Raw genomic sequence first — 21,471 nt, forward strand, 5'->3', positions numbered from 1 at the left:
CTGCAATGGTCGACGTTCTCGCCGCACCGCAGCAAGGCAAGGCGGACAGTGCGCTGCGCACGCTGACCGGAATCTCGATCGCGCATTGGGTCAGCCATTTCCATCTGCTGGTGCTGCCGATGCTGTTCCCGTTTCTCAAAAGCCAGCTCGGCGTGGGCTATATCGAGCTCGGCTTCGCGCTCACCGTGTTTGCGGTGGTGTCCGGCTTGACGCAGGCGCCGACGGGCTATCTGGTCGACCATTTCGGCGCGCGCAGGATTTTGCTGGCCGGGCTGACGCTGGGCGGTGTCGCGCTGATCCTGCTCGGGCTGCACCTCAGCTACGCCTCGCTGATCGCCTGCGCCGTGCTGCTCGGCCTCGCCAACAGCGTCTACCATCCCGCCGATTACGCGATTCTGGCGGAACACATGGACGAGGCACGAATGGGCCGCGCCTTCTCGATCCACACCTTTGCCGGTTTTCTCGGCGGTGCGGTGGCGCCGGCCATCGTCGCAGCGCTCGTCACATTGTCCGGTGGCGCCGGGGCGCTGATCGCGTCCGGCGCGATTGGTGTCGCAGTGGCGCTGCTGCTGATCGTCATGAACATTCCGGACGCGGGCGCGCACAAGAAGAAGCCGGGCGGCGAGAGCGCGCCGAAGCAGGCGGTGATCACGCCGGCGCTGATCACCCTGACCGCGCTGTTCATGCTGCTCAGCCTGTCGGTCGCCGGCATCAACAATTTCGGCGTGGTGGCGCTGATGAGCGGCTACGGCGCCTCTTACTCCGCCGCCAACATCGCGCTGACCGCGTTCTTGGGCGCCAGCGCCATCGGCGTGCTCGCGGGCGGCTTCCTCGCCGACCACACCGAGCGTCACGGCTATGTCGCGGCTGCCTGCTTTGCGGCGAACGCGGCAATCGTGCTGCTGATCGCGCTGGTGACGCTGCCGGGCTGGGCGCTGACCGCCACGATGGCGACCGCGGGCTTCCTCTCCGGCGTGATCGCGCCCTCGCGCGACATGCTGGTGCGCAATGCGGCGCCGGCCGGCGCTGCGGGGCGCGCCTTCGGCATCGTCTCCACCGGTTTCAATCTCGGCGGCATCGTCAGCCCGCTGCTGTTCGGCTGGATCATGGACCAGAACGCACCGCACTGGGTGTTCGGCGCGTCCGTGATCTTCATGGTGGCGACGGTGGTGCTGTCGCCGTTCACGGAGCGGAAGCCGGCCAAGGCTTGAGCTACAAATTCAACCGTCGTCCCTGCCGAGTGCGCGATTGCGCACGGGGCGCAGGGACCCATAACCACAGGGAGGAATCGCAACGCAAGACCGGTCACTACGAGTCTTCGCGAAACGTCTAGGTCCCGGATCTGCGCTTCGCTTGTCCGGGACGACGGATAGAGAAAAGCAAAACAACAAAACGGGAAGAAACACCATGAGTACCCCTGATCTCGTGATCCGCGGCGGCACTGTCGCGGATGGAAGCGGCGGCGAACTGTTCGAGGCCGACGTCGCCATCAGCGGCGGGAAGATCAGCGAGGTCGGGAAGGTCGCAGGCACAGGCCGCGAAGAGATCGACGCGCGCGGCAAGCTGGTGACACCTGGCTTCGTCGACGTGCATACCCATTACGACGGACAGGTCACCTGGAGCCAGGACATCACGCCGTCCTCACAGAACGGCGTCACCACGGCGATCATGGGCAATTGCGGCGTCGGCTTTGCGCCGTGCAAGCCTGATGACCACACCCGCCTGATCCAGCTCATGGAAGGCGTCGAGGACATTCCGGAGCCGGTGCTGAGCGCCGGCATTCCCTGGGCCTGGGAGAGCTTTCCAGACTACATGGACTGGCTCTCCAGGCGCGATTTCGACATCGATGTCGGCGCGCAACTGCCGCATGCGGCGCTGCGCGTCTACGTCATGGGCGAGCGCGGCGCGCGCCGCGACCCCTCGACCGCGGAGGACAACGCGGCGATGGCAAAGCTCGCGGGCGAGGCGGTACGCTCGGGCGCGCTCGGCTTCTCGACCTCGCGCACGCTCAATCATCGCACCTCGACCGGCGATTTCACACCGACGCTGAAAGCAGGCGAGGACGAGCTCACCGCGATTGCCGGCGCGATGCACCGGCAGGGCCGCAGCGTGCTGCAATTCGTGCTCGACCTCTCCACCATCCACGAAGACCTGCCGATGATGCTGCGGGTCGCAGACTCGACGAAATGCCCGATCTCGTTCTCGATCACGCAGAACGACAAGGCACCGCAGCGCTGGCGCCAGACGCTGGACGAGATCAATGCGGCAGCGCGGCGCGGCCTCTCCATCACCGCGCAGATCGCGGCGCGCCCCGTTGGTCTCTTGCTCGGGCTCGAGCTGTCGCGCAACCCTTTCCAGACCCATCCGAGCTACAGGGCGATCGCCCATCTGCCGCTGCAGGAGCGGCTGGCGCGGTTGCGCCAGCCTGATGTGCGCAAGGCGATCCTGAGCGAGACGGCGACCGCGACCGACGATCCGCTGTTCTTCCGTCCCAACTACGACAAGATGTTCCTGCTCGGCGATCCCCCCGATTACGAGCAGCCGCCGGAGAACGCGCTGGGACCGCAGGCGCGCAAGCTGGGCCGTCAGCCGGAAGAGCTCGCCTATGACGCCATGCTGTCGGACGAAGGCCGCGGCATGCTCTACGTGCCCTTCCTGAACTATTCCGACGGCAATCTCGATGCGACGCGCGAGATGCTGCTCGATCCGCAATCGGTGCCGGGCCTGTCCGACGGCGGCGCGCATTGCGGCATCATCTGCGATGCGAGCTTCCCGACCTATCTGCTGACGCACTGGACGCGTGACCGCAAGCGCGGCGAGAAGCTCACGATCCCGTTCGTGGTCGCGGCGCAGTCGCGCAAGACCGCGCTCTCGGTCGGTCTCACCGACCGCGGGCTTATTGCTCGGGGCTATAAAGCCGACGTCAACGTGATCGATTACGACCGGCTGCATCTGCATCCGCCGAAGGTGCATTACGATCTGCCGGTCGGCGGGCGGAGGTTGCTGCAGGGTGTCGACGGCTACGAGGCGACCATCGTGTCGGGCGTGGTGACGCGGCGACATGGCGAGGCGACGGGACGCCGGCCGGGCAAGCTGATTCGCGGTGCGCAGGGGATGAATTAGCGAGACGGGCGCCTAGCTACCCTCCCCTGGAGGGTGAGGGTAGCTACGCATGCAGCGAAGCGAAATGCGTAGCGGGGTGGGGTGACGGTCTTTCCCCATCCAACAGTGCCCGAGCGGAGAGATCACCCCACCCCGCTCGCGCTGCGCGCGATCGACCCTCCCCCTCCAGGGGAGGGTAAGAGAGCCTCGCCCTACGTCGGCGACACCGCGCCCTTCAGTGCCGCCGCCTGCGGAGCGGCACCGCGCGTCAGCCGCGCGCGCTCGGTGTTCGGCCAGAGCAGGAGCAGGCCGAGCAGGCCGGAGCCGACCATGATCACGGCATTAATGGTGAAGCCGGTCATGTAGCCGTCGATCGTGCTGCCGGCACGCTGGATCGTGGCCCCCATCACGGCCGGCGCGATGATGCCGGCGAGCGTGTAGAGCGCACCGTAGATCGCGAGGATCGCGCCGCGCTGCGACGTCGGAGTGAATTCGCCGAGCATGGGCGGGCAGACGACATAGATCGCCCCGCACAGGCCCGAGCCGATCACAAGCAACGCGATCTGGAGGCCCGCGCCCTGGACATGCGGCATCATCGCCAGGATCAGCCCGCCGATCACCAGCGGCACCGAGCCGAGAACGCCGCGCGCCGCACGGGTGTTGTAGCCGCGCGCCATCATCACCTGCGAGATCCAGCCGGCGAGCATGACGATGGTCGCGCCGAACACCCAGGGCAGGATCGAGATGAAGCCGGCCTGGCTCTGTGAGAAGCCGAGCCCCCTGACGATGAACGGCGTGAACCATGTCAGGCCGAGCGACAGCGCCCAATAGGCGCCGAAGGTTGCGGCGACGCAGCCGATGAAGGTGCGCGAGGTGAGAAGCTGCAAGTATGGGATCTTCGGCTCGGCCGCGGCCGAGACCTGCGTGTCCTCCAGCGGCCCTTCCTTGCCGAGCGTGAGCCAGGCCGCAACCCAGATCAGGCCGACGACGCCGAGCGCGCCGAAGGCATAATGCCAGGAATGGTTGACGATGATCCAGTTCAGCGCCGGCACCGCGAGGATGACGCCGAAGGCCGAGCCTTGCGACAGGATCGCGGTCGGCAGCGTGCGCTTCTCGTCGGGGAACCATTTGTAGATGGCGTGCGCGGCGACCGAGAAGGCCGGGCCTTCGCCGGCGCCCAGCACGATGCGGCAGATCAGGAGCGTGGTGAAGGAAACGGTGCCGACCATCGGAAATTGCGCCAGCGCCCAGATGACAGCCAGAGCAAGCAGCACCCAGCGCGTCGGCACCTTGTTGACGATGAAGCCGACCACGATGGCGGAGATCGAGAACAGGAAGAAGAAAGATGATCCGAGCAGGCCGAACTGCTCGGCGCTGAGCTTCATGTCGGTCATGATCGGCACGCCGGCGAGACCGACGACGATCTTGTCCGCGAAGTTCACCACCATGAAGAGAAAGAGGAGAAATGTAACGGTCCAGGCGCCCTTTGGCGTTGCCTTGGATTGCCCTGCCGTCCTGCCCGCCACCGCTGGCGTTCCCTGAGCGCTCATGAATCTCCCCGTATGTCTTTTTGGCACTTTTTTGATTTGGCCGTCTTGGAAGCTAACAACGGCTTCACAACCAACGCAACCCGGCATTTCCGCAGCAAGTGTGCTACGCAGCAATTCCGTTAATTCCGTCCGGCGCCATTCATCGTGCTGAGCATCCGAAATCTTTCCAAGACGTTCTCCTCGGCCGGCGAGCCGGTCCATGTGCTGCGCGGCGTCGATCTCGACCTCAGGCACGGCGAACGCGTCGCACTGACCGGCGAGTCCGGCAGCGGCAAGAGCACATTGCTGCATCTGATCGCGGGGCTCGATGCCGCCGACGGCGGCACGATCCAGCTGGAGGAGATCGAGGTCACCAAGCTGTCGGATGCGGGACGCGCCAGCTTGCGGCGCGATCGCATCGGGCTGGTCTTCCAGCAATACAACCTGATCCCGAGCCTCTCGGTCGCGGACAATCTCGCCTTCCAGGCGCGGATCGCCGGCCGACATGACGGGGCCTGGATCAAGGAGCTTGTCGAGCGGCTCGGACTCGGCGGCCTGCTCAAGCGTTATCCAGAGCAAATATCAGGCGGCCAGCAACAACGGGTCGCGATCGGCCGGGCACTCGCGACAAAGCCCGCGCTGCTGCTCGCGGACGAGCCGACCGGCAATCTGGACGAAGCCACCGCCGAAGACGTGCTGGCGCTGACGCGCGACCTCGTCGCGCGCACCGGCTGCGGCTTCCTGATGGTGACGCACAGCCTGCATCTGGCTGCGACCCTCGACCGCCACCTCACCCTGCATGCGGGGCGCATCGCATGAGGCGCGCGCTGTGGATCCTCGCCGTGCTGCTCAGCCATTGGCGGCGACACAAGATGCAGTTCGCCACGCTGCTGATCGGGCTGATCGCGGCGACCGCGCTATGGAGCGGCGTGCAGGCGATCAACCAGCAGGCCCGCAATGCCTATGACCGTGCCGCGGCGACGTTCGGCGGCGTGCGCACGGCGATGCTGGTGGCGCCAAATGCGGCAACCTTTTCCCAGGAACTGTTCGTCAAGCTCCGGCGCGCGGGCTGGCCGGTCTCGCCGGTGCTGGAGGGACGGGTCCAGATCAACGGGCGCTCGGTGCGGCTGCTCGGCATCGAGCCGGTGACGCTGCCGGCCGATGTCGGCAACGCGCCGCGGCTTGGCGCCTCGGATCTGAGCAGCTTCGTTGCGCCGCCGGGCCAGACGCTGGCGGCGCGGGAGACGCTGGCCGACTTGCAGGAGGCGGAAGGCGCGGCGCCGGCGATCAGCAATGGCGCAAAGCTGCCGCCGCTGCGCGTGCTGCCGCAGCTCGTGCCAGACGTGCTCGTGGTCGATATCGGCGTGGCACAGCGCCTCCTCAACAAGCCGGATCAGGTGTCCCGGCTCCTGATCGGCAAGCCGAAGGGCAAGCCGGCGCCGCTGGCCAGCGTCGTTGGCGAGCAGTTGCAGCGGGTCGAGCCGGATGCCGAGACGGAGCTTGAGCACCTCACCGACAGTTTCCATCTCAACCTCACCGCGTTCGGCCTGTTGTCGTTCTTCGTCGGCCTGTTCATCGTCAACTCGGCCGTCGGCCTCGCCTTCGAACAGCGGCTGCCGATGCTGCGGACCTTGCGCGCCTGCGGCGCCTCGGCGCGACTGGTCAACACGGTGCTGGTGGTCGAGCTGGTGGCACTGGCGCTGATCGCCGGGCTGATCGGGCTCGCTTGCGGCTATTTCATCGCGGCTGCCCTGCTGCCCGACGTCGCCGCTTCGCTGCGCGGGCTCTATGGCGCGCAGATTCCGGGGCAGCTCAGCCTGCGAGGCGAGTGGTGGCTCGCCGGCATCGGCATCAGCGTTGCCGGCGCGCTGGTGGCGGCAGCAACGAGCCTGATCAAGGCGATCAGGATGCCGGTGCTGGCAACCGCCCAGCCGCGCGCCTGGCAGCAACGGCAACGCCGCTGGCTGGTCCTGCAGAGCTGTGCGGCCTGCGCCGTGTTCGCGGTCGCCCTGTTGCTGCTCCACTACGGGCAATCGCTGATCGCGGGCTTTGGCGTGCTCGCCGCCCTGATGTTAGGTGCGGCGCTGATCCTGCCGGCCTTCCTCGACATCATCCTGCTCGCCGGCCAGCGCGTCGCGCGTGGCCCGCTTGCGCTGTGGTTCTGGGCGGACAGCCGACAACAGCTTTCCGGATTGTCGCTCGCCCTGATGGCGCTGCTGCTCGCGCTCGCCGTCAATGTCGGGGTGTCCACCATGGTGGAGACCTTCAGCCGCACCTTCATCGGCTGGCTCGACGGGCGGCTCGCCGCCGACGTCTACATCAGCGCGTCCGACAATGCGCAGGGCGTTGCGATCCGCAACTGGCTGAAGCAGCGCAGCGACGTCCAGGCGATCCTCTCGGGCGGACGTGCGGAAGCGCAGATTCGAGACCAGCCGGTGGAGCTGCTGGGCCTGCCCGATCACGCGCTGTATCGCGAGCGCTGGCCGCTGCTGCAAGCCGCGCCGCGCGCCTGGACCCGGCTGGTGCCGGGCAACGCCGCCTTCATCAGCGAGCAGTTGAGCCGCCGGCTGAATGTGCGCCTCGGTGATGTGATCGAAGTGCCGGCGCCGGGCGGCACCTGGGAGCTCGACATCGTCGGCATCTATGCCGATTACGGCAATCCCAGGGGGCAGCTTGCCGTGAATGTCGCGGCGCTGGTCCGGCAGTTTCCGCAGACGCCGCAGACGCGGATGGGCCTGATCGTCGCCAAGGAAAATATCCCCGGCCTGATCGCGGCTTTGCAGAAGCAGTTTGCGCTCGACGACCGAAGCGTCGCCGACCAGGCGACGGTGAAGGCGGAATCGATCCGCATCTTCAATCGCACCTTCGCCGTGACCTCCGCGCTGAACGCCTTCACGCTCGGCGTCGCCGGCATCGCGCTGCTGACCAGCCTGCTGACGCTGGCGAACTCCCGCCTGCCGCAGCTCGCCCCGCTGTGGGCGATCGGCGTCACGCGGCCGCGCCTTGCCGCGATCGAGCTGACCAAGACGCTTTCGGTCGCACTGTTCACGTCGCTGCTGGCGGTACCGCTCGGCCTCCTGGTGGCGTGGTGCCTGATTGCGATCGTCAATGTGAAGGCATTCGGCTGGCGGCTGCCGTTCCACGTGTTTCCGCTGCAATTGGTCGAACTGGTCGTGGTCGCACTGCTTGCTTCGCTGGTGGCCGCCTTGCTGCCGATGCTGCGGCTGGCACGGATGCAGCCGGCGACCCTCGTCAAGGTGTTTGCCAATGAACGCTGACCGGATCTCGCGGCGCGCCATCGCCGCCGGCATCGCCGCCCTCGCTCTCGCGCGGCGCGCCGGCGCGCAGGGCTATGCCGGGCTCGGCGAGGCCGCCGACGGCTTTGCCAAGGTCACGCCGGGAAAGACATTCACCTTTCCCGCCGATCACGGGCCGCATCCGGACTTTCGCATCGAGTGGTGGTATCTCACGGCAAACCTCGTCGATGGCAGCGGCGCGGCTTGCGGCCTGCAATGGACGCTGTTCCGCCAGGCCGCGCAGCCGGGTCCACAAGGCGAAAGCTGGGCCAATCAGCAGGTGTGGATGGCGCATGCAGCGGTGACACGGGCCGACACCCACCGCTTCAACGAAACGTTTTCGCGCGGCGGCGTCGGGCAGGCCGGCGTGACGGCCAAGCCGTTCGATGCCTGGATCGACGACTGGGAGATGAAGGGCCTTGAGCGCACCGACGATCGCACACTGGCGCCGCTGACGCTGAAGGTGTCCGGCACCGATTTCAGCTACGCATTGACGCTGGAGGCCGATCGTCCGGTGGTCCTGCAGGGCGACGGCGGCTACAGCCGCAAGTCCGAACGCGGGCAGGCATCCTACTATTACAGCCAGCCGTTCTACCGCGCGCGGGGCACGCTCACCATCGACGACAGGCTGATCGACGTCTCGGGCCAGGCCTGGATGGACAGGGAATGGAGCAGCCAGCCGCTCGATGCCGACCAGACCGGCTGGGACTGGCTCTCACTGCATCTCGCATCCGGCGACAAGCTGATGCTGTACCGGCTGCGGCAGAAGGACGGCAAGGATTATCCGTTCGGCAACTGGATCAGCGCCACGGGCGACACGCAGATGATCGCGGGCAGCGATATCCAGATGAGGCCGAAGGCAACCGCGGATGTCGCGGGACGAAAGCTGCCGGTGGAGTGGCAGATCGCAATCCGATCGCGATCGTTCTCGATTCTGTGCAAGCCGCTCAATCCCAGGGCCTGGATGGCGACCGGCTTCTCCTATTGGGAAGGACCGATCAGCTTTGCCGGGACGCATGACGGCGTTGGCTATCTCGAGCTGACGGGCTATTGAACGCGATCTCTTCGAGGAACTAACCATGTATCATCTCACCGCCCTCGTCACGCTGCTGGCGATCGCCTTTTATTTCTTCACCGCCATCAACGTGTCGCGCTCGCGCACCAAGACCGGCGTCAAGGTGCCTGCGATGTCGGGCCATCCGGATTTCGAACGCGCCTTCCGCATCCAGATGAACACGCTGGAATGGATGCCGATCTTCCTGCCAGCGCTCTGGCTGTTCGCGATCTACATCAGCGACGCCATCGCGGCGGGTATTGGCGTGGTCTGGATCATCGGCCGTATCGTCTATTTCGTCGGCTATTCGAAGGCTGCGGCCAAGCGCGGTATGGGTTTCGCGATCCAGAGCATCGCCGCCATGGCGTTGTGGGCAGGAGCGCTGGGAGCTGTGGTGTTGCGGATGGTGTGAGGCAATCCGCCGCCAAACATTCCGCTGTCGTCCCGGACGAGCGCAGCGAAGATCCGGGATCCAGACCCACAGTAACTCGTTTTGCGAAGACTCGGAGTAGGCATCTCGCGCCACACGTCTCCCTGGGGTTATGGATCCCCACTCCCGTGCGCAATTGCGCACTAGGCGGGGATGACCGAGTGTGTGGCGCTCGCTGTGCCACTTCCCTACTTCGTCAGCGGGCAGCCGCTTTCCTTGGCGGTGAAGAAGGCCTTGTCGCCGGGGACGGTGGCAAGCAGCTTGTAGTAGTCCCACGGCTTCTTCGATTCCGAGGGCTTCTTGACCTCGAACAGATACATGTCGTGGACCATGCGGCCGTTCTCGAGCACCTTGCCGCCTTGCGCGAAATCGTCGTTGACCGGCAGCTCCTTCAGCTTCTTGGCGACGGCATCCGGGTCCTTGGTGCCGGCGGCCTTGACGGCCTTCAGGTAGCTCAGCGTCGCCGAGTAGGTGCCGGCATGGATCATGCTGGGCATCCGGCCGGTGCGCTTGAGGAAGCGTTCGCCGAGATTGCGCGTCTTGTCGTTGAGATCCCAGTAATAGCCTTCGGTCAGCACCAGACCTTGCGCGGCCTGAAGGCCGAGGCCGTTGACTTCGGCGAGCGTCATCAAGAGGCCCGCGAGCTTCTGGCCGCCTGAGACGATGCCGAACTCGGACGCCTGCTTGATTGAGTTGGTGGTGTCGAGGCCGGCATTGGCGAGGCCCACGATCTTCGCCTTCGAGCTCTGCGCCTGGAGCAGGAAGGAGGAGAAGTCCGAGGAGTTGAGCGGCACGCGAACCGAGCCGACCACCTTGCCGCCATTGGCGGTGACGATCTCGCTGGTGTCCTTCTCCAGCGCATAGCCGAAGGCGTAATCCGCGGTGAGGAAGAACCAGGTGTCGCCGCCGGCCTTGGTCAGTGCGCCGCCGGTGCCGACGCCGAGCGCGTGGGTGTCGTAGGCCCAGTGGAAACCATAGGGCTGGCAGGCATCGCCGGTGAGGCGCGAGGTCGCGGCGCCGACGACGATGTCGATCTTCTTCTTTTCCTTGGAAAGCTCGTGGATCGCGAGCGCAACCGAGGAGGTCGTCAGCTCCGTGATCATGTCGACGTTCTCGACGTCGTACCAGCGGCGCGCGATCGAGCTGGCGAGGTCCGGCTTGTTCTGATGGTCGGCGGTGATGAGCTCGATCTTCTGGCCGAGCACCTCGCCGCCGAAATCCTCGATCGCCATCCTGGCCGCTTCGACCGACCATTTGCCGCCGTAGTCCGCATAGACGCCGGACTGATCGTTGAGGATGCCGATCTTGACGCCTTGCGCGAAGGCCGGCGCGGCAAGCAATACGGCCGACGCTGCGGCGACCAAAAATGCTGATTTCATTCGTTAAGCTCCCAGTAGTTTTCTGTTTTGAAATCGCGCGGATACTAGTGAAGAACCCCGCGCGTGCCCATCCATTTCACGTTGGTCGTTAGTATGGGTGGGGGTGCGCCGCATTCTCCGCCGTCGTCCCGGACAAGCGCGCCTTAAGCGCGCGCAGATCCGGGACCCAGCCACAGGGAGATGTTTGGCGAAGAGTCGGAGTTGCCGCTGTCGCGCCAAACCACTCCCTGTGGTTATGGATCCCCGCGTTCGCGGGGATGACAGCGGTGGGTGTGGAGACGTCTACGGCCACAGAGAGGCAGCATCAAGCCGCCATCTCCGGCTTCTTGTCCCGCCGCCCCTCTGCGAGGTTCCGCACCACCACGTAGAAGATCGGCGTGAACAGAAGCCCGAACAGGGTGACGCCGATCATGCCGAAGAACACGGCAACGCCCACGGCCTGCCGCATCTCCGAGCCGGAGCCGCTGGAGATCACCAGCGGCAGCACGCCGAGGATGAAGGCGAACGACGTCATCAGGATCGGCCGCAGACGCAGGCGGCAGGCCTCGATCACGGCCTCCAGCCGCGGCTTGCCCTCGTTCTCGATGTCGCGCGCGAACTCGACGATCAGGATCGCGTTCTTCGCTGCAAGCCCCACCAGAACGACGAATCCGATCTGCGTGAGGATGTTGACGTCCTGGCCCATGATGCGCACGCCGATGGTGGCAGCCAACAGGCACATCGGCACGATCAGGATCACCGCGAACGGAAGCGTCCAGCTGCCATATTGCGCGGCGAGCACGAGATAGACGAACAGCACGCAGATCGGGAACACGTAGAGACCGGCATTACCGCCAGTGATCTGCTGGTAGGACAGGTCCGTCCACTCGAAGGTGAAGCCGCTCGGCAGCGTGTCGTCCGCGAGCTGCTTGATGGTGTTGAGCGCGGTGGTCGAGCTGGTGCCCGGCGCCGGTTCGCCCTGAAGTTCGGACGCCGCATAGAGATTGTAGCGCGCCACGCGGTCGGGGCCGGACACGTCCTTGAACTCGACCACACTGCCGAGCATCACCATGTCGCCATTGGCGTTGCGCGTCCGCAATCGCGCGAGATCGCTGGGCTCTTTCCGGAACGGGAAATCGGCCTGCGCTGTGACGTGATAGGTGCGCCCGAACAGATTGAAGTCGTTGACATAGGTCGATCCGAAATAGGTCTGGATCGTGTCGTTGATATTAGCGATGGGCACGCCCAGCTTCTGCGCCTTGGTGCGGTCGATATCGACGAAGAGCTGCGGCGTGTTGGCTGAGAACGGCGAGAACACCGTCGGAGCGAGCAGCAAGGGCGATTTGCGCGCCGCGGCGACGAGCTCGTCGGTGGCCGCGGCGAGCAGCTCAGGCCCGCGACCCTGGCGGTCCTGGATGCGGATGGTGAAGCCGCCGCCGGTGCCGATGCCGGGCACGGCCGGCGGCGGAATCACGATGATGAACGCACCCTGGATCGCGGCCAGGCGTTTGCGCAGCTCGGCCGTGATGGCGTTCGCAGACAATCCCTTCTTCAGCCGCGCCTCGGGCTCGTCGAACACCGGGAACAGCGCGGCCGCATTGCCGGCCTGGGTGCGCGTGGCGCCGGAGAAGCCGGCGAAAGCGGCAACGCGGACGATGCCCGGCGTATCCAGCGAGATGCGCTCGATCTCGCGGACCACCTCGGTGGTGCGCGCCAGCGAAGCGGCGCCCGGCAATTGCACCGATATGATGACATAGCCGCGATCCTGCGCGGGGATGAAGCCCTGCGGGGTGGTCACGATCAGCCAGCCGGCGCTGCCGATCAGCACGACATAGATCAGAAGCATCACGACGGAATGCCGGATCACGAAATCGGCGACGCTGGCATAGCCGTGCGCGAGCCGGTCGAACACGCGGTTGAAGACGCCGGTGAAGGCGTTCCAGCCGCGCGCGATCACGTTCCAAGCGGCCGGAGGCTTCTTCTCCTCGTGCGGCGTCAGGATCAGCGAGGCCAGCGCCGGCGACAGCGTCAGCGAGCAGAAGCAGGAGATCGCCGTCGCAACCGCAATGGTGACGGCGAATTGCTGGAAGAACTGCCCGGATATGCCTCCTAAGAACGCGGTCGGCACGAACACGGCGGTGAGCACCAGGGCGATCGAGACCAGCGCGCCGCCGACCTCCTCCATGGTCTTGAGCGCGGCATCACGCCTGCTCATGCCATGCTCGAGATGTCGCTCGACATTCTCCACCACGACGATGGCGTCGTCGACGACGATGCCGACGGCGAGCACGAGGCCGAACAAGGTGAGATTGTTGATGGAGAATCCAAGCGCCGCCATCACCGCGAAGGTGCCGACCAGCGAGACCGGGATCGCGATGATCGGGATGATCGCGGGACGCCATCCCTGCAGGAATACCAGCACCACGACGACCACCAGCAGCATGGCTTCGTAGATTGTCTTGATCAGCTCGTGGACGGACTGGGCGATGAACTCGGTCGGATTATAGCCGATGTTGTAGTCGAGACCTTTCGGAAAGCTCTCCTTGAGCTTCGTCATGGTGTCGGAGATGCTCTTGGCCGTCGCCAGCGCGTTCGATCCGGGCCGCTGGGTCACCAGCATGGCGACGGCCGATTTGCGCAGCAGGAAGCTGTTGGTGGAATACGCCAGTGCGCCGAGCTCGATCCGGGCGACGTCGCGCAGCCGCACCGTGCGGCCGTCGGAACCGGCCTTGATCAGGATGTCCTCGAACTGCTTCTGGTCCTTCAAACGTCCGGTAAAGGTGAGATTCGGCTGGAAGGCTCGGTCCGCGATCGGCGGCTCGGCGATCTGGCCGCCGGCGATCTGGACGTTCTGCGCGCGGATCGCGGCCAGCACCTCGGTCGAAGTCAGGCCGAGATTGGCGATGCGGTCAGGGTCGAGCCACAGCCGCATCGAATAATCGCGCGCGCCAAAAATCTGGATGTCGCCGACGCCGTCGATGCGCAGCAGCTGGTCGCGGACCTGAAGCAGCGCGTAGTTGGATATGTAGAGCTGGTCGAAGGTGTCGTCCGGCGACAGCATGAACACGACCATCAGGATGTCGGGCGAGTTCTTGCGGGTGACGACGCCGTTGCGCTGCACCTCGTCCGGCAATTGCGGCTGTGCAATCGCGACGCGGTTCTGCACCAGCACCTGGGCCTTGTCGAGATCGGTGCCGAGCTTGAAGGTGACGGTGATTGTCAACTGTCCGTTCGAGGTCGCCTGGCTGTAGAGATACAGCATGTCCTCGACGCCGTTGATCTGCTGCTCGATGGGAGCCGCGACCGTGTCGGACACGGTCTGCGCCGAGGCGCCGGGATATTGCGTGGTGACGACCACGGTGGGCGGCACCACTTGCGGATATTCGGACACCGGCAGCGTGGTGTAGGCGAGCGCGCCGACGATCAGCAGCACGATCGACAGCACCATCGCCAGGATGGGCTGGTTGATGGAGAGGCGGCCGAGGTTCATGACTTGCCACCGGCCGGGGTTTGCGCGGTCTGCGGGGCGACCTTGGCACCGACGCGGGCGCGCTGGATGCCGCTGACGATAACGCGATCGTCCGGCTTCAGCCCTTCACGGATCACGCGCAGGCCCTCGTCGAGCGGCCCGAGAGCGACAGGGCGCGCCTCGACCGTATCATCAGGTTTCACTACGAAAACGATCTTGCGGGACTGGTCGGTCGCAACAGCGGCGTCCGGAATCAGCAGCGCCTCATAGGGCGCGCTGGCGATCAGGCGGACGCGGCCGAACTGGCCGGGCAGGATCGACAAATCGGTGTTCTTGACCACCGCGCGGCTGCGCAGCGTTCCCGTGGAGACGTCGAGGCGATTGTCGAGGAAGTTGATGGCGCCTTCGTGAGACGGCTTGGTCTCGCCGGCGAGAGACACTTGCACCGGGTTTGCCGTGTCGCGCGAGCTCGGGCGACGACCTTCGAACCACAGCTTGCTGTATTTGATGAATGTCGCCTCATCCATGTCGAAATAGATGTAGATCGGATCGAGTGTCACGATGGAGGTCAGCAATGTCGACGTTGCGTTGTCGCTGCCCTGCACGAGATTGCCGGGGCTGACGAGGTGGCGGCTGACGCGGCCGGTCAGCGGCGCCGTGACATGCGTGAACTCGATGTTGAGCTTGGCGGCTTTGAGCGCGCCTTCGGCCTGCATCTCGGCCGCGTGCGCGGCCTGCAAGGCCTGGCGGCGCTGATCGACGACCTGCTCGGAGACGGCGCTGGTCTGCACGAGGCTAAGGCCGCGATCGAGCTCGCGCTTGGCGAGTTCCACCTTGGCCCGTGCATCCGACAGCTGCCCCTCCGCCTGGGTGGCCACCGCCTCGAACGGGCGCGGGTCGATCACGTAGAGCAGATCGCCCTGACGCACGATAGCGCCGTCCGTGAACTCGACCGAGTTGACGAAGCCGCCGACGCGCGGCCGCACCTGCACCTCCTCCACCGCCTCGAAGCGGCCGGTGAACTCGTCCCAATCGGTGACCGTGCGCTTGACCGGCTGGGCGACTGTCACCTGCGCCGGCGGTGGGGCAGCGGCCTGTGATACCGGTTTGTCGCAGCCGGTCAGCGCGAATGCCACGGCGAGAAGGCCTGTAATCGCGTAGGGCCGAGGCTGAACGAAATCGTGCTTTTTGACAAACTGCTCGCTTCCGTCAGGTCCGCTCATCCCAGGTCCTCGCATCAAAGCCGCAGAAAAGGCAGGGTACTCGCCTACCCGCGGGCGACACAAGATGTGTTGCGATGATGAACTCTTCAAGACCGCACTGCTCGCGAGGCTTGGAAGAGCGCCTTGGCCGGATGGCGTGTTGACAGGGCTCTCTTCCCGCCAATCTCCCGGTAAGAACCGTGCAAGGGAGCAGAGAGGCCACCCCAGCGCCTTCGCGCATGACGGACGGCCGCCACTCGGCTAGGCTGCCGGCACAAGAACAAGACGAATTGTCCGGGGAGGACGGCGTGCACCAGGGACGTGTCGTTTTCGGCGCGATCGAGGAGGTCGTGTTCGGCCATCCCGCTGCCGGCGCCATCGTCGCGCAGATGGACCGGCTGGGAACGCGCCGCGCGTTCCTGATGGTTTCTGGCACGCTGAACCGGCAGACCGACGAAATTGCGAAGATCACGCAGGCGCTTGGCCCGCGCTGCGCCGGACTATTCGATGCCATGCCGGCACATACGCCGCGTGAGGCGGTGATCGCCGCGACCCAAAGCGCGCGCGAGGCGCAAGCCGACCTCATCGTCACCGTGGGCGGCGGCTCGATCACCGACGGGGCCAAAGCGGTGCAGCTCTGCCTTGCCAACGGTATCGACGACATCGAGGGCATCGAGCGCATCCGCGTCCATAAGGGCACCGCGCCCGAGATGACTGCGCCAGGCGTGCGACAGATCAGCGTGCCGACCACGATCGCCGGCGGCGAGTTCAGCGCGATCGCAGGCGTCACCGACCGCAGCACGCATGTGAAGCAGATGCTGCGGCATCCGCTCATTGTGCCGCGCGCGACCATCCTCGATCCCGCCATCACCGTGCACACGCCGGAATGGCTGTTCCTGTCCACGGGCATCCGCGCCGTCGATCATTGCGTCGAAGCGATCTGCTCGCGCGAGACCCACCCTTATGCGGATGCGCAATCGGTGAAGGGACTCGCCATGCTCGCCGATGCGTTGCCGCGGGTGAAGGCCGATCCTGCCGATCTCGACGCGCGGATGGACGCGCAGATCGGCACCTGGCTGTCGATGGGCGCACTTTCAGCCGGCGTGCCCATGGGCGCGAGCCACGGCATCGGCTACGTGTTGGGCGCGGCCTTCGACGTGCCGCACGGCTACACCTCCTGCATCATGCTGCCGGCGGTGATGCGCTGGAATGCGCGCGACAACGCCGAGCGGCAAATGATCGTTTCCGCCGCCATGGGCTATCCCGGCCACAACGCCGCCGATGTGCTCGATGCCTTCATCCGTTCGCTCGGCATGCCGCGCAGCCTCGCTGACGTGCGTGTGTCGCCGCAGCATTTCGACGCCATCGCCGAACAGGCGATGCGTACGAACTGGATTCCGCGCAACCCACGCAAGATCGATGGCCCCGCCGACGTGCGCGAAATCCTGCTTCTTGCCGCCTGATCGAAAGCCGGAGGATCGATGTATACTGGTACGCATGCCCGCCTGCGCCCGCTGCAGCCCGCCTTCATCATGGCGGCGACGGGCGAGACCGTCACCTATCGCGAGCTCGAGGCACGCAGCAATCGGCTGGCGCATCTGTTCCGCAAGCACGGCTTGAAACGGCTCGATCACTACTCGATCTTCATGGAGAACAATTCGCGTTATCTGGAAGCCTGCGGCGCGGGTGAACGCGCCGGGCTCTACTACACCTGCATCAACTCCTTCCTGACGCCGGGCGAGCTCGCCTATCTCCTCGTCAACAGCCAGTCGAAGATCCTGATCACGTCCATGGCCAAGCTCGACATCGCGCGCGAGGCTATCAAGGCCTGCCCCGACGTCAGGCTCTGCATCGTCGCCGACGGCCCCGGTGAGAGCGAACGTATCGTCGGGCTCGCGGAGGTGACTGCCGAGCTACCCAAAACGCCGATCGCCGACGAGTGGCTCGGTACCGCCATGCTCTATTCGTCCGGCACGACGGGACGACCGAAGGGCATTTTGCGGCCCCTGCCGGAAGAGCCGCCGAAGCACAATCTGCCGCTGTTCGATTTTCTGACGAAGCTTTGGCACTACCGGGAAGGCATGGTCTATTTGTCGCCCGCACCGCTCTATCACTCCGCCCCGCAGGCTGCCGTGAACCTCACGATCCGCATGGGCGGCACCGTGATCATCATGGAGAGTTTCGATCCCGAGCGTTACCTCCAGCTCGTCGAGCAATGGGGCATCACCCACACGCAGCTGGTGCCGACGATGTTCTCGCGCATGCTGAAGCTGCCGGAGGAGATACGGAAGCGCTACGACCTGTCCTCGCTGGAGATCGCGATCCACGCCGCCGCGCCCTGCCCGGCCTTGGTCAAGGACGACATGATCAAATGGTGGGGACCGATCATCCACGAATATTACGGCGCGACCGAGGGCCTCGGCTTCACCGCCTGCAACAGCGAGGAATGGCTCGCCCATCGCGGCACGGTCGGCAAGGTGCTGCTCGGCGATCTCCACATTCTCGACGAGAATATGCGGGAATGCCCGACCGGCACACCGGGCCAGGTCTGGTTCAAGACGGCAACGCCGTTCGAATATTTTAGCGATCCCGAGAAGACCAGGGAGGCGCGCTCGCCCGACGGCAGCATGAGCACGGTCGGCGACGTCGGCTATGTCGACGCCGACCGCTTCCTGTACCTGACCGACCGCGCGACCTTCATGATCATCTCCGGCGGGATGAACATATATCCGCAGGAATGCGAGAACCTCTTGATCACCCACCCGAAGGTGGCGGATGCCGCCGTTTTCGGCGTGCCCAATGTCGATCTCGGCGAAGAGGTCAAGGCCGTGGTGCAACCGATGCCGGGCGTGGTGCCGGGGCCGGCTCTCGCCGAAGAGCTGATCGCGTTCTGCGCAAAATCGCTGTCGCGGCAGAAGGTGCCGCGCTCGGTCGATTTCGAGAAGGAGTTGCCGCGGCTGCCGACAGGGAAGTTGTACAAGCGGCTGCTGCGGGATCGGTATTGGGGGAACAAGGCATCAAGGATCGTGTGAGGGGCGTGCTGGATAGCGCGCACAGGCAAGCGCCACAAACTCTGCTGTCGTCCCGGGCAAGCGTAAGCGCAGACCCGGGACCCATACTCCCAGGGAGAAGTTGCGGCGCGAACTGGCAACTCCGAAGTGTTCGTCAAACCACGTCCTGTGGCTATGGATCCCGGATCTGCGCGCGCTTAAGGCGCGCTTGTCCGGGGAGACGGTGGAGTTTGTTGCGGCAGTCGAGACCAACACCCGCGCAGGAACCGTTCGCACCTGCACTCTCGCATTGTGAAAGTGTAAGCCCCGCAGCCTGCCGTCATCCGAATTGTCGAGAGGCTGGGTGGCCTTGCGGGTTGCCTCGCTGCACGCGCCTCGCTATCGTCTGACAAACAGGCCGCAAAAGGCCGTTGTCCAGGGAGGATGAGCATGCGGAGCGTGTGGGCGCTCGCCGCAATGGCGGCGCTATCTGTGCTGACGGCCTCAACCGCCACGCTCGCCGGCGAGCCCAAGCAGGGCGGCATTTTGCGGATGTATCACCGCGACAGCCCCGGCAATGCCTCGATCCATGAAGGCGCGACCTACTCGCTCAACGTTCCTTTCATGCCCGTGTTCAACAATCTCGCCATCTACAAGCAGGACGTGGCGCAGAACAGCATGGACAGCATCGTCCCCGAGCTTGCGGAGAGCTGGGCCTGGGTGAACGACAACAAGACGCTGACCTTCAAGCTGCGCCAGGGCGTGAAATGGCACGACGGCAAGCCGTTCACCTCGGCCGACGTCAAATGCACTTTCGACATGCTGATGGGCAAGGCGCAGCAGAAGTTCCGGCAGAACCCGCGCAAATCCTGGTACGACCAGGTGAACGACATCTCGACCAATGGCGACTTCGAGGTTTCCTTCAACCTGAAACGGCCGCAGCCCTCCCTGCTGGCGCTGCTCGCCTCGGGCTACACCCCGGTCTATCCCTGCCATGTCTCGCCGGCAGAGATGCGCACGCATCCGATCGGAACCGGCCCCTTCAAGTTCGTCGAGTTCAAGGCCAATGAATCCATCAAGCTGACCCGCAATCCCGACTATTGGCGCAAGGGCCGGCCTTACCTCGACGGCATCGAGCTCACCATCATCCCGAACCGCTCGACTGCGATCCTCGCCTTCGTCGCCGGCAAGTTCGACATGACGTTTCCGACGGAGGTGACGATTCCGCTGGTGAAGGACGTCAAATCGCAGGCGCCGAACGTGATCTGCGAGATCGCGCCGACGAACGTGTCGACCAACATCATCGTCAACTCTTCCTCGCCGCCGTTCGACAATGTTGACATCCGCCGCGCCATGGCGATGGCGCTGGACCGCAAGGCTTTCATCTCGATCATGTTCGAGGGCCAGGGCGACATCGGCGGCACCATGCTGCCACCGCCGAACGGCCTGTGGGGTATGCCCAAGGAGATGCTGGAGACCATTCCCGGCTATGGCCCCGACGTGAAGGCCAACCGCGAGGAGGCGAAGAAGCTGATGCAGAAGGCCGGCTACGGGCCGGACAAGCATCTCGCCGTCAAGGTCTCCACCCGCAACATCCCGATCTATCGCGATCCCGCGGTGATCCTGATCGACCAGCTCAAGACGATCTACATCGACGGCGAGGTCGACGTGGTCGAGACCGCAAACTGGTTCCCGAAGGTCGCGCGCAAGGACTACATGATCGGGCTCAATCTCACCGGCAACGCCGTGGACGATCCCGACCAGTCCTTCTACGAGAACTATTCCTGCGGCTCTGAGCGCAACTACACCAATTACTGCAACAAGGAGATCGAGAAGCTGTTCGACGTGCAGTCGCAGGAGACCAATGTCGACAAGCGCAAGAAGCTGGTCTGGGACATCGACAAGAAATTGCAGGAGGACGTCGCACGGCCCATCATCTTCCACAGCCGCATGGGCAGCTGCTGGCAGCCCTACGTCAAGGGCCTCACCGTCATGACCAACAGCTCCTATAACGGCTATCGCTACGAGGATGTGTGGCTGGACAAGTAGCGCACGCCGCGGGCGGCTGACGGGTTCGACGGGAGGCGGTGCATGTTTGCCTATCTGGTGCGGCGCCTGTTGCTGATGCTCGTGACCCTGTTCGGGATCTCGATCGTCATCTTCTTCCTGCTGCGGATCGTTCCCGGCAACATCGTCGACATCCTGTTCGCGGCCGCCGGCTACGTCGACCCGGCCGATAAGGCCAATCTGGAGAAGGAGCTCGGCATCGACCGGCCGCTGATCGTGCAATATTGGCACTGGATCAGCGGATTCCTGCGCGGCGATCTCGGCTACTCCTATGTCTCGGAAAAGCCGGCGCTGCAGGAGATCCTGCCGCGGATCCCGATCACGGCGCGGCTCGCCGGCCTCGCGCTGTTGTTCTCGGCATCGATCGGCATTCCGCTCGGCGTCATCAGCGCGGTGAAGCAGGGGACAAAGCTCGACTACGCGCTCCGCATCGTCAGCCTCAGCGGATTGTCGCTGCCCTCGTTCTGGCTCGGACTTTTGATCCTCACCGCATCGGTGGCGATGTTCGGCCAGATGCCGATCTTCAATCCGAATCCGCAGACCTGGCTCGAAGCGTTCGCGACCTATGCCGTGCCGGCGGCCGCCGTCGGCTTCCGCAGCGCAGCGCTGACCATGCGCATCACCCGCTCCTCGATGCTGGAGGTGCTGCGGCAGGACTATATCCGCACCGCCCGCGCCAAGGGCGCCTCCGAAGCGGCGGTGAACTATCACCACGCGCTGAAGAACGCGATCTTGCCCGTCATCACCGTGATCGGCATCGAGGCGGCGTTCCTGATCGGCGGCCTGATCGTCACCGAGACGGTGTTCAACATTCCCGGCGTCGCGCGCTTCCTGGTCGAGGCGATCCGCTGGCGCGACTATCCGATCGTGCAGAATCTCGTGATGTTCATCGCGGTCGTGGTGGTGTTCGCGAATTTCACCGTCGACATGCTCTACGCGGTATTCGACCCGCGCATCAGATACACGGACTAGGA

Annotated in this window: 14 protein-coding genes; 10 read left to right on the forward strand and 4 right to left on the reverse strand. The window is 65.0% G+C overall.

From position 1 onward, the window contains the following. The first annotated feature begins 5 nt into the window (after nucleotides 1–5). Together ACM42_RS08010 and ACM42_RS08015 are read left to right on the forward strand one after the other, a co-directional pair. Nucleotides 6–1,211 (forward strand): MFS transporter, encoded by a 1,206-nt coding sequence (locus tag ACM42_RS08010; protein WP_271527391.1) that lies wholly within the window; start codon nucleotides 6–8, stop codon nucleotides 1,209–1,211. 196 nt (nucleotides 1,212–1,407) lie between these two features. Continuing rightward, nucleotides 1,408–3,123: an N-acyl-D-amino-acid deacylase family protein gene (locus tag ACM42_RS08015; RefSeq protein ID WP_271527392.1), complete on the forward strand. Its 1,716-nt coding sequence runs from the start codon at nucleotides 1,408–1,410 to the stop codon at nucleotides 3,121–3,123. Between the two features lie 191 nt (nucleotides 3,124–3,314). Here ACM42_RS08015 and ACM42_RS08020 read toward each other — a convergent pair whose 3' ends face one another. Next, on the reverse strand, nucleotides 3,315–4,652 hold the full coding sequence (locus ACM42_RS08020; RefSeq protein ID WP_271527393.1) for an MFS transporter: 1,338 nt from the start codon (nucleotides 4,650–4,652) through the stop codon (nucleotides 3,315–3,317). Nucleotides 4,653–4,796: 144 nt separating this feature from the next. Here ACM42_RS08020 and ACM42_RS08025 point away from each other — a divergent pair, with 144 nt between their 5' ends. From ACM42_RS08025 to ACM42_RS08040, 4 genes are read left to right on the forward strand one after another with little or no spacing between them, the layout of a single operon-like run. After that, a complete protein-coding gene (locus tag ACM42_RS08025; protein ID WP_271527394.1) occupies nucleotides 4,797–5,450 on the forward strand; it encodes an ABC transporter ATP-binding protein in 654 nt (217 codons plus the stop codon). Beyond that, a complete protein-coding gene (locus ACM42_RS08030) occupies nucleotides 5,447–7,909 on the forward strand; it encodes an FtsX-like permease family protein (RefSeq protein ID WP_271527395.1) in 2,463 nt (820 codons plus the stop codon). The genes ACM42_RS08025 and ACM42_RS08030 overlap by 4 nt, the downstream gene beginning before the upstream one ends. Then, nucleotides 7,899–8,981: a lipocalin-like domain-containing protein gene (locus tag ACM42_RS08035; RefSeq protein WP_271527396.1), complete on the forward strand. Its 1,083-nt coding sequence runs from the start codon at nucleotides 7,899–7,901 to the stop codon at nucleotides 8,979–8,981. Before ACM42_RS08030 ends, ACM42_RS08035 begins: the two co-directional genes overlap by 11 nt. 25 nt (nucleotides 8,982–9,006) lie before the next feature. Further along, complete coding sequence (locus ACM42_RS08040) at nucleotides 9,007–9,393, forward strand: MAPEG family protein (RefSeq protein WP_271527397.1); 387 nt, start codon at nucleotides 9,007–9,009, stop codon at nucleotides 9,391–9,393. Nucleotides 9,394–9,599: 206 nt separating this feature from the next. On the opposite strand, the gene ACM42_RS08045 is transcribed toward ACM42_RS08040, so the two are convergent. The 3 genes from ACM42_RS08045 to ACM42_RS08055 all read right to left on the reverse strand — a co-directional run bounded on the left by ACM42_RS08045 (nucleotide 9,600) and on the right by ACM42_RS08055 (nucleotide 15,461). Then, entirely contained in the window at nucleotides 9,600–10,790 is a 1,191-nt protein-coding gene (locus ACM42_RS08045; RefSeq protein ID WP_271527398.1) for an ABC transporter substrate-binding protein, read from the reverse strand. A 304-nt stretch (nucleotides 10,791–11,094) separates the two neighbouring features. Next, nucleotides 11,095–14,259: an efflux RND transporter permease subunit gene (locus ACM42_RS08050; protein WP_271527399.1), complete on the reverse strand. Its 3,165-nt coding sequence runs from the start codon at nucleotides 14,257–14,259 to the stop codon at nucleotides 11,095–11,097. Further along, nucleotides 14,256–15,461 (reverse strand): efflux RND transporter periplasmic adaptor subunit, encoded by a 1,206-nt coding sequence (locus ACM42_RS08055; RefSeq protein WP_271527400.1) that lies wholly within the window; start codon nucleotides 15,459–15,461, stop codon nucleotides 14,256–14,258. Before ACM42_RS08055 ends, ACM42_RS08050 begins: the two co-directional genes overlap by 4 nt. 287 nt (nucleotides 15,462–15,748) lie before the next feature. On the opposite strand from ACM42_RS08055, the gene ACM42_RS08060 reads away from it, so the two are divergent. The 4 genes from ACM42_RS08060 (at nucleotide 15,749) to ACM42_RS08075 (ending at nucleotide 21,469) form a co-directional block, all read left to right on the forward strand. After that, complete coding sequence (locus ACM42_RS08060; RefSeq protein ID WP_271527401.1) at nucleotides 15,749–16,903, forward strand: iron-containing alcohol dehydrogenase; 1,155 nt, start codon at nucleotides 15,749–15,751, stop codon at nucleotides 16,901–16,903. Nucleotides 16,904–16,921: 18 nt separating this feature from the next. Then, nucleotides 16,922–18,472 carry an AMP-binding protein gene (locus ACM42_RS08065; protein ID WP_271527402.1) on the forward strand — a complete coding sequence of 517 codons (1,551 nt, stop codon included), beginning with the start codon at nucleotides 16,922–16,924 and terminating at the stop codon, nucleotides 18,470–18,472. Nucleotides 18,473–18,880: 408 nt separating this feature from the next. Then, nucleotides 18,881–20,479, forward strand: coding sequence for an ABC transporter substrate-binding protein (locus tag ACM42_RS08070; protein ID WP_271527403.1), 1,599 nt, complete (start codon nucleotides 18,881–18,883; stop codon nucleotides 20,477–20,479). A 42-nt stretch (nucleotides 20,480–20,521) separates the two neighbouring features. Further along, entirely contained in the window at nucleotides 20,522–21,469 is a 948-nt protein-coding gene (locus ACM42_RS08075) for an ABC transporter permease (protein WP_271527404.1), read from the forward strand. The last annotated feature ends 2 nt before the right edge of the window (nucleotides 21,470–21,471 follow it).

Origin of the sequence: Bradyrhizobium sp. CCBAU 25338 (assembly GCF_028128965.1) — a bacterium.
GTDB classification, from domain to species: Bacteria; Pseudomonadota; Alphaproteobacteria; order Rhizobiales; family Xanthobacteraceae; genus Bradyrhizobium; species Bradyrhizobium liaoningense.

What these genes read in the sequence shown, in the direction of transcription:
- ACM42_RS08010 (WP_271527391.1), top strand. Translation starts at nt 6, where the DNA reads ATGGTCGACGTTCTCGCCGCACCGCAGCAAGGCAAGGCGGACAGTGCG.
- ACM42_RS08015 (WP_271527392.1), top strand. Translation starts at nt 1,408, where the DNA reads ATGAGTACCCCTGATCTCGTGATCCGCGGCGGCACTGTCGCGGATGGA.
- ACM42_RS08020 (WP_271527393.1), bottom strand. Translation starts at nt 4,652, where the DNA reads ATGAGCGCTCAGGGAACGCCAGCGGTGGCGGGCAGGACGGCAGGGCAA.
- ACM42_RS08030 (WP_271527395.1), top strand. Translation starts at nt 5,447, where the DNA reads ATGAGGCGCGCGCTGTGGATCCTCGCCGTGCTGCTCAGCCATTGGCGG.
- ACM42_RS08035 (WP_271527396.1), top strand. Translation starts at nt 7,899, where the DNA reads ATGAACGCTGACCGGATCTCGCGGCGCGCCATCGCCGCCGGCATCGCC.
- ACM42_RS08040 (WP_271527397.1), top strand. Translation starts at nt 9,007, where the DNA reads ATGTATCATCTCACCGCCCTCGTCACGCTGCTGGCGATCGCCTTTTAT.
- ACM42_RS08045 (WP_271527398.1), bottom strand. Translation starts at nt 10,790, where the DNA reads ATGAAATCAGCATTTTTGGTCGCCGCAGCGTCGGCCGTATTGCTTGCC.
- ACM42_RS08050 (WP_271527399.1), bottom strand. Translation starts at nt 14,259, where the DNA reads ATGAACCTCGGCCGCCTCTCCATCAACCAGCCCATCCTGGCGATGGTG.
- ACM42_RS08055 (WP_271527400.1), bottom strand. Translation starts at nt 15,461, where the DNA reads ATGAGCGGACCTGACGGAAGCGAGCAGTTTGTCAAAAAGCACGATTTC.
- ACM42_RS08065 (WP_271527402.1), top strand. Translation starts at nt 16,922, where the DNA reads ATGTATACTGGTACGCATGCCCGCCTGCGCCCGCTGCAGCCCGCCTTC.
- ACM42_RS08070 (WP_271527403.1), top strand. Translation starts at nt 18,881, where the DNA reads ATGCGGAGCGTGTGGGCGCTCGCCGCAATGGCGGCGCTATCTGTGCTG.
- ACM42_RS08075 (WP_271527404.1), top strand. Translation starts at nt 20,522, where the DNA reads ATGTTTGCCTATCTGGTGCGGCGCCTGTTGCTGATGCTCGTGACCCTG.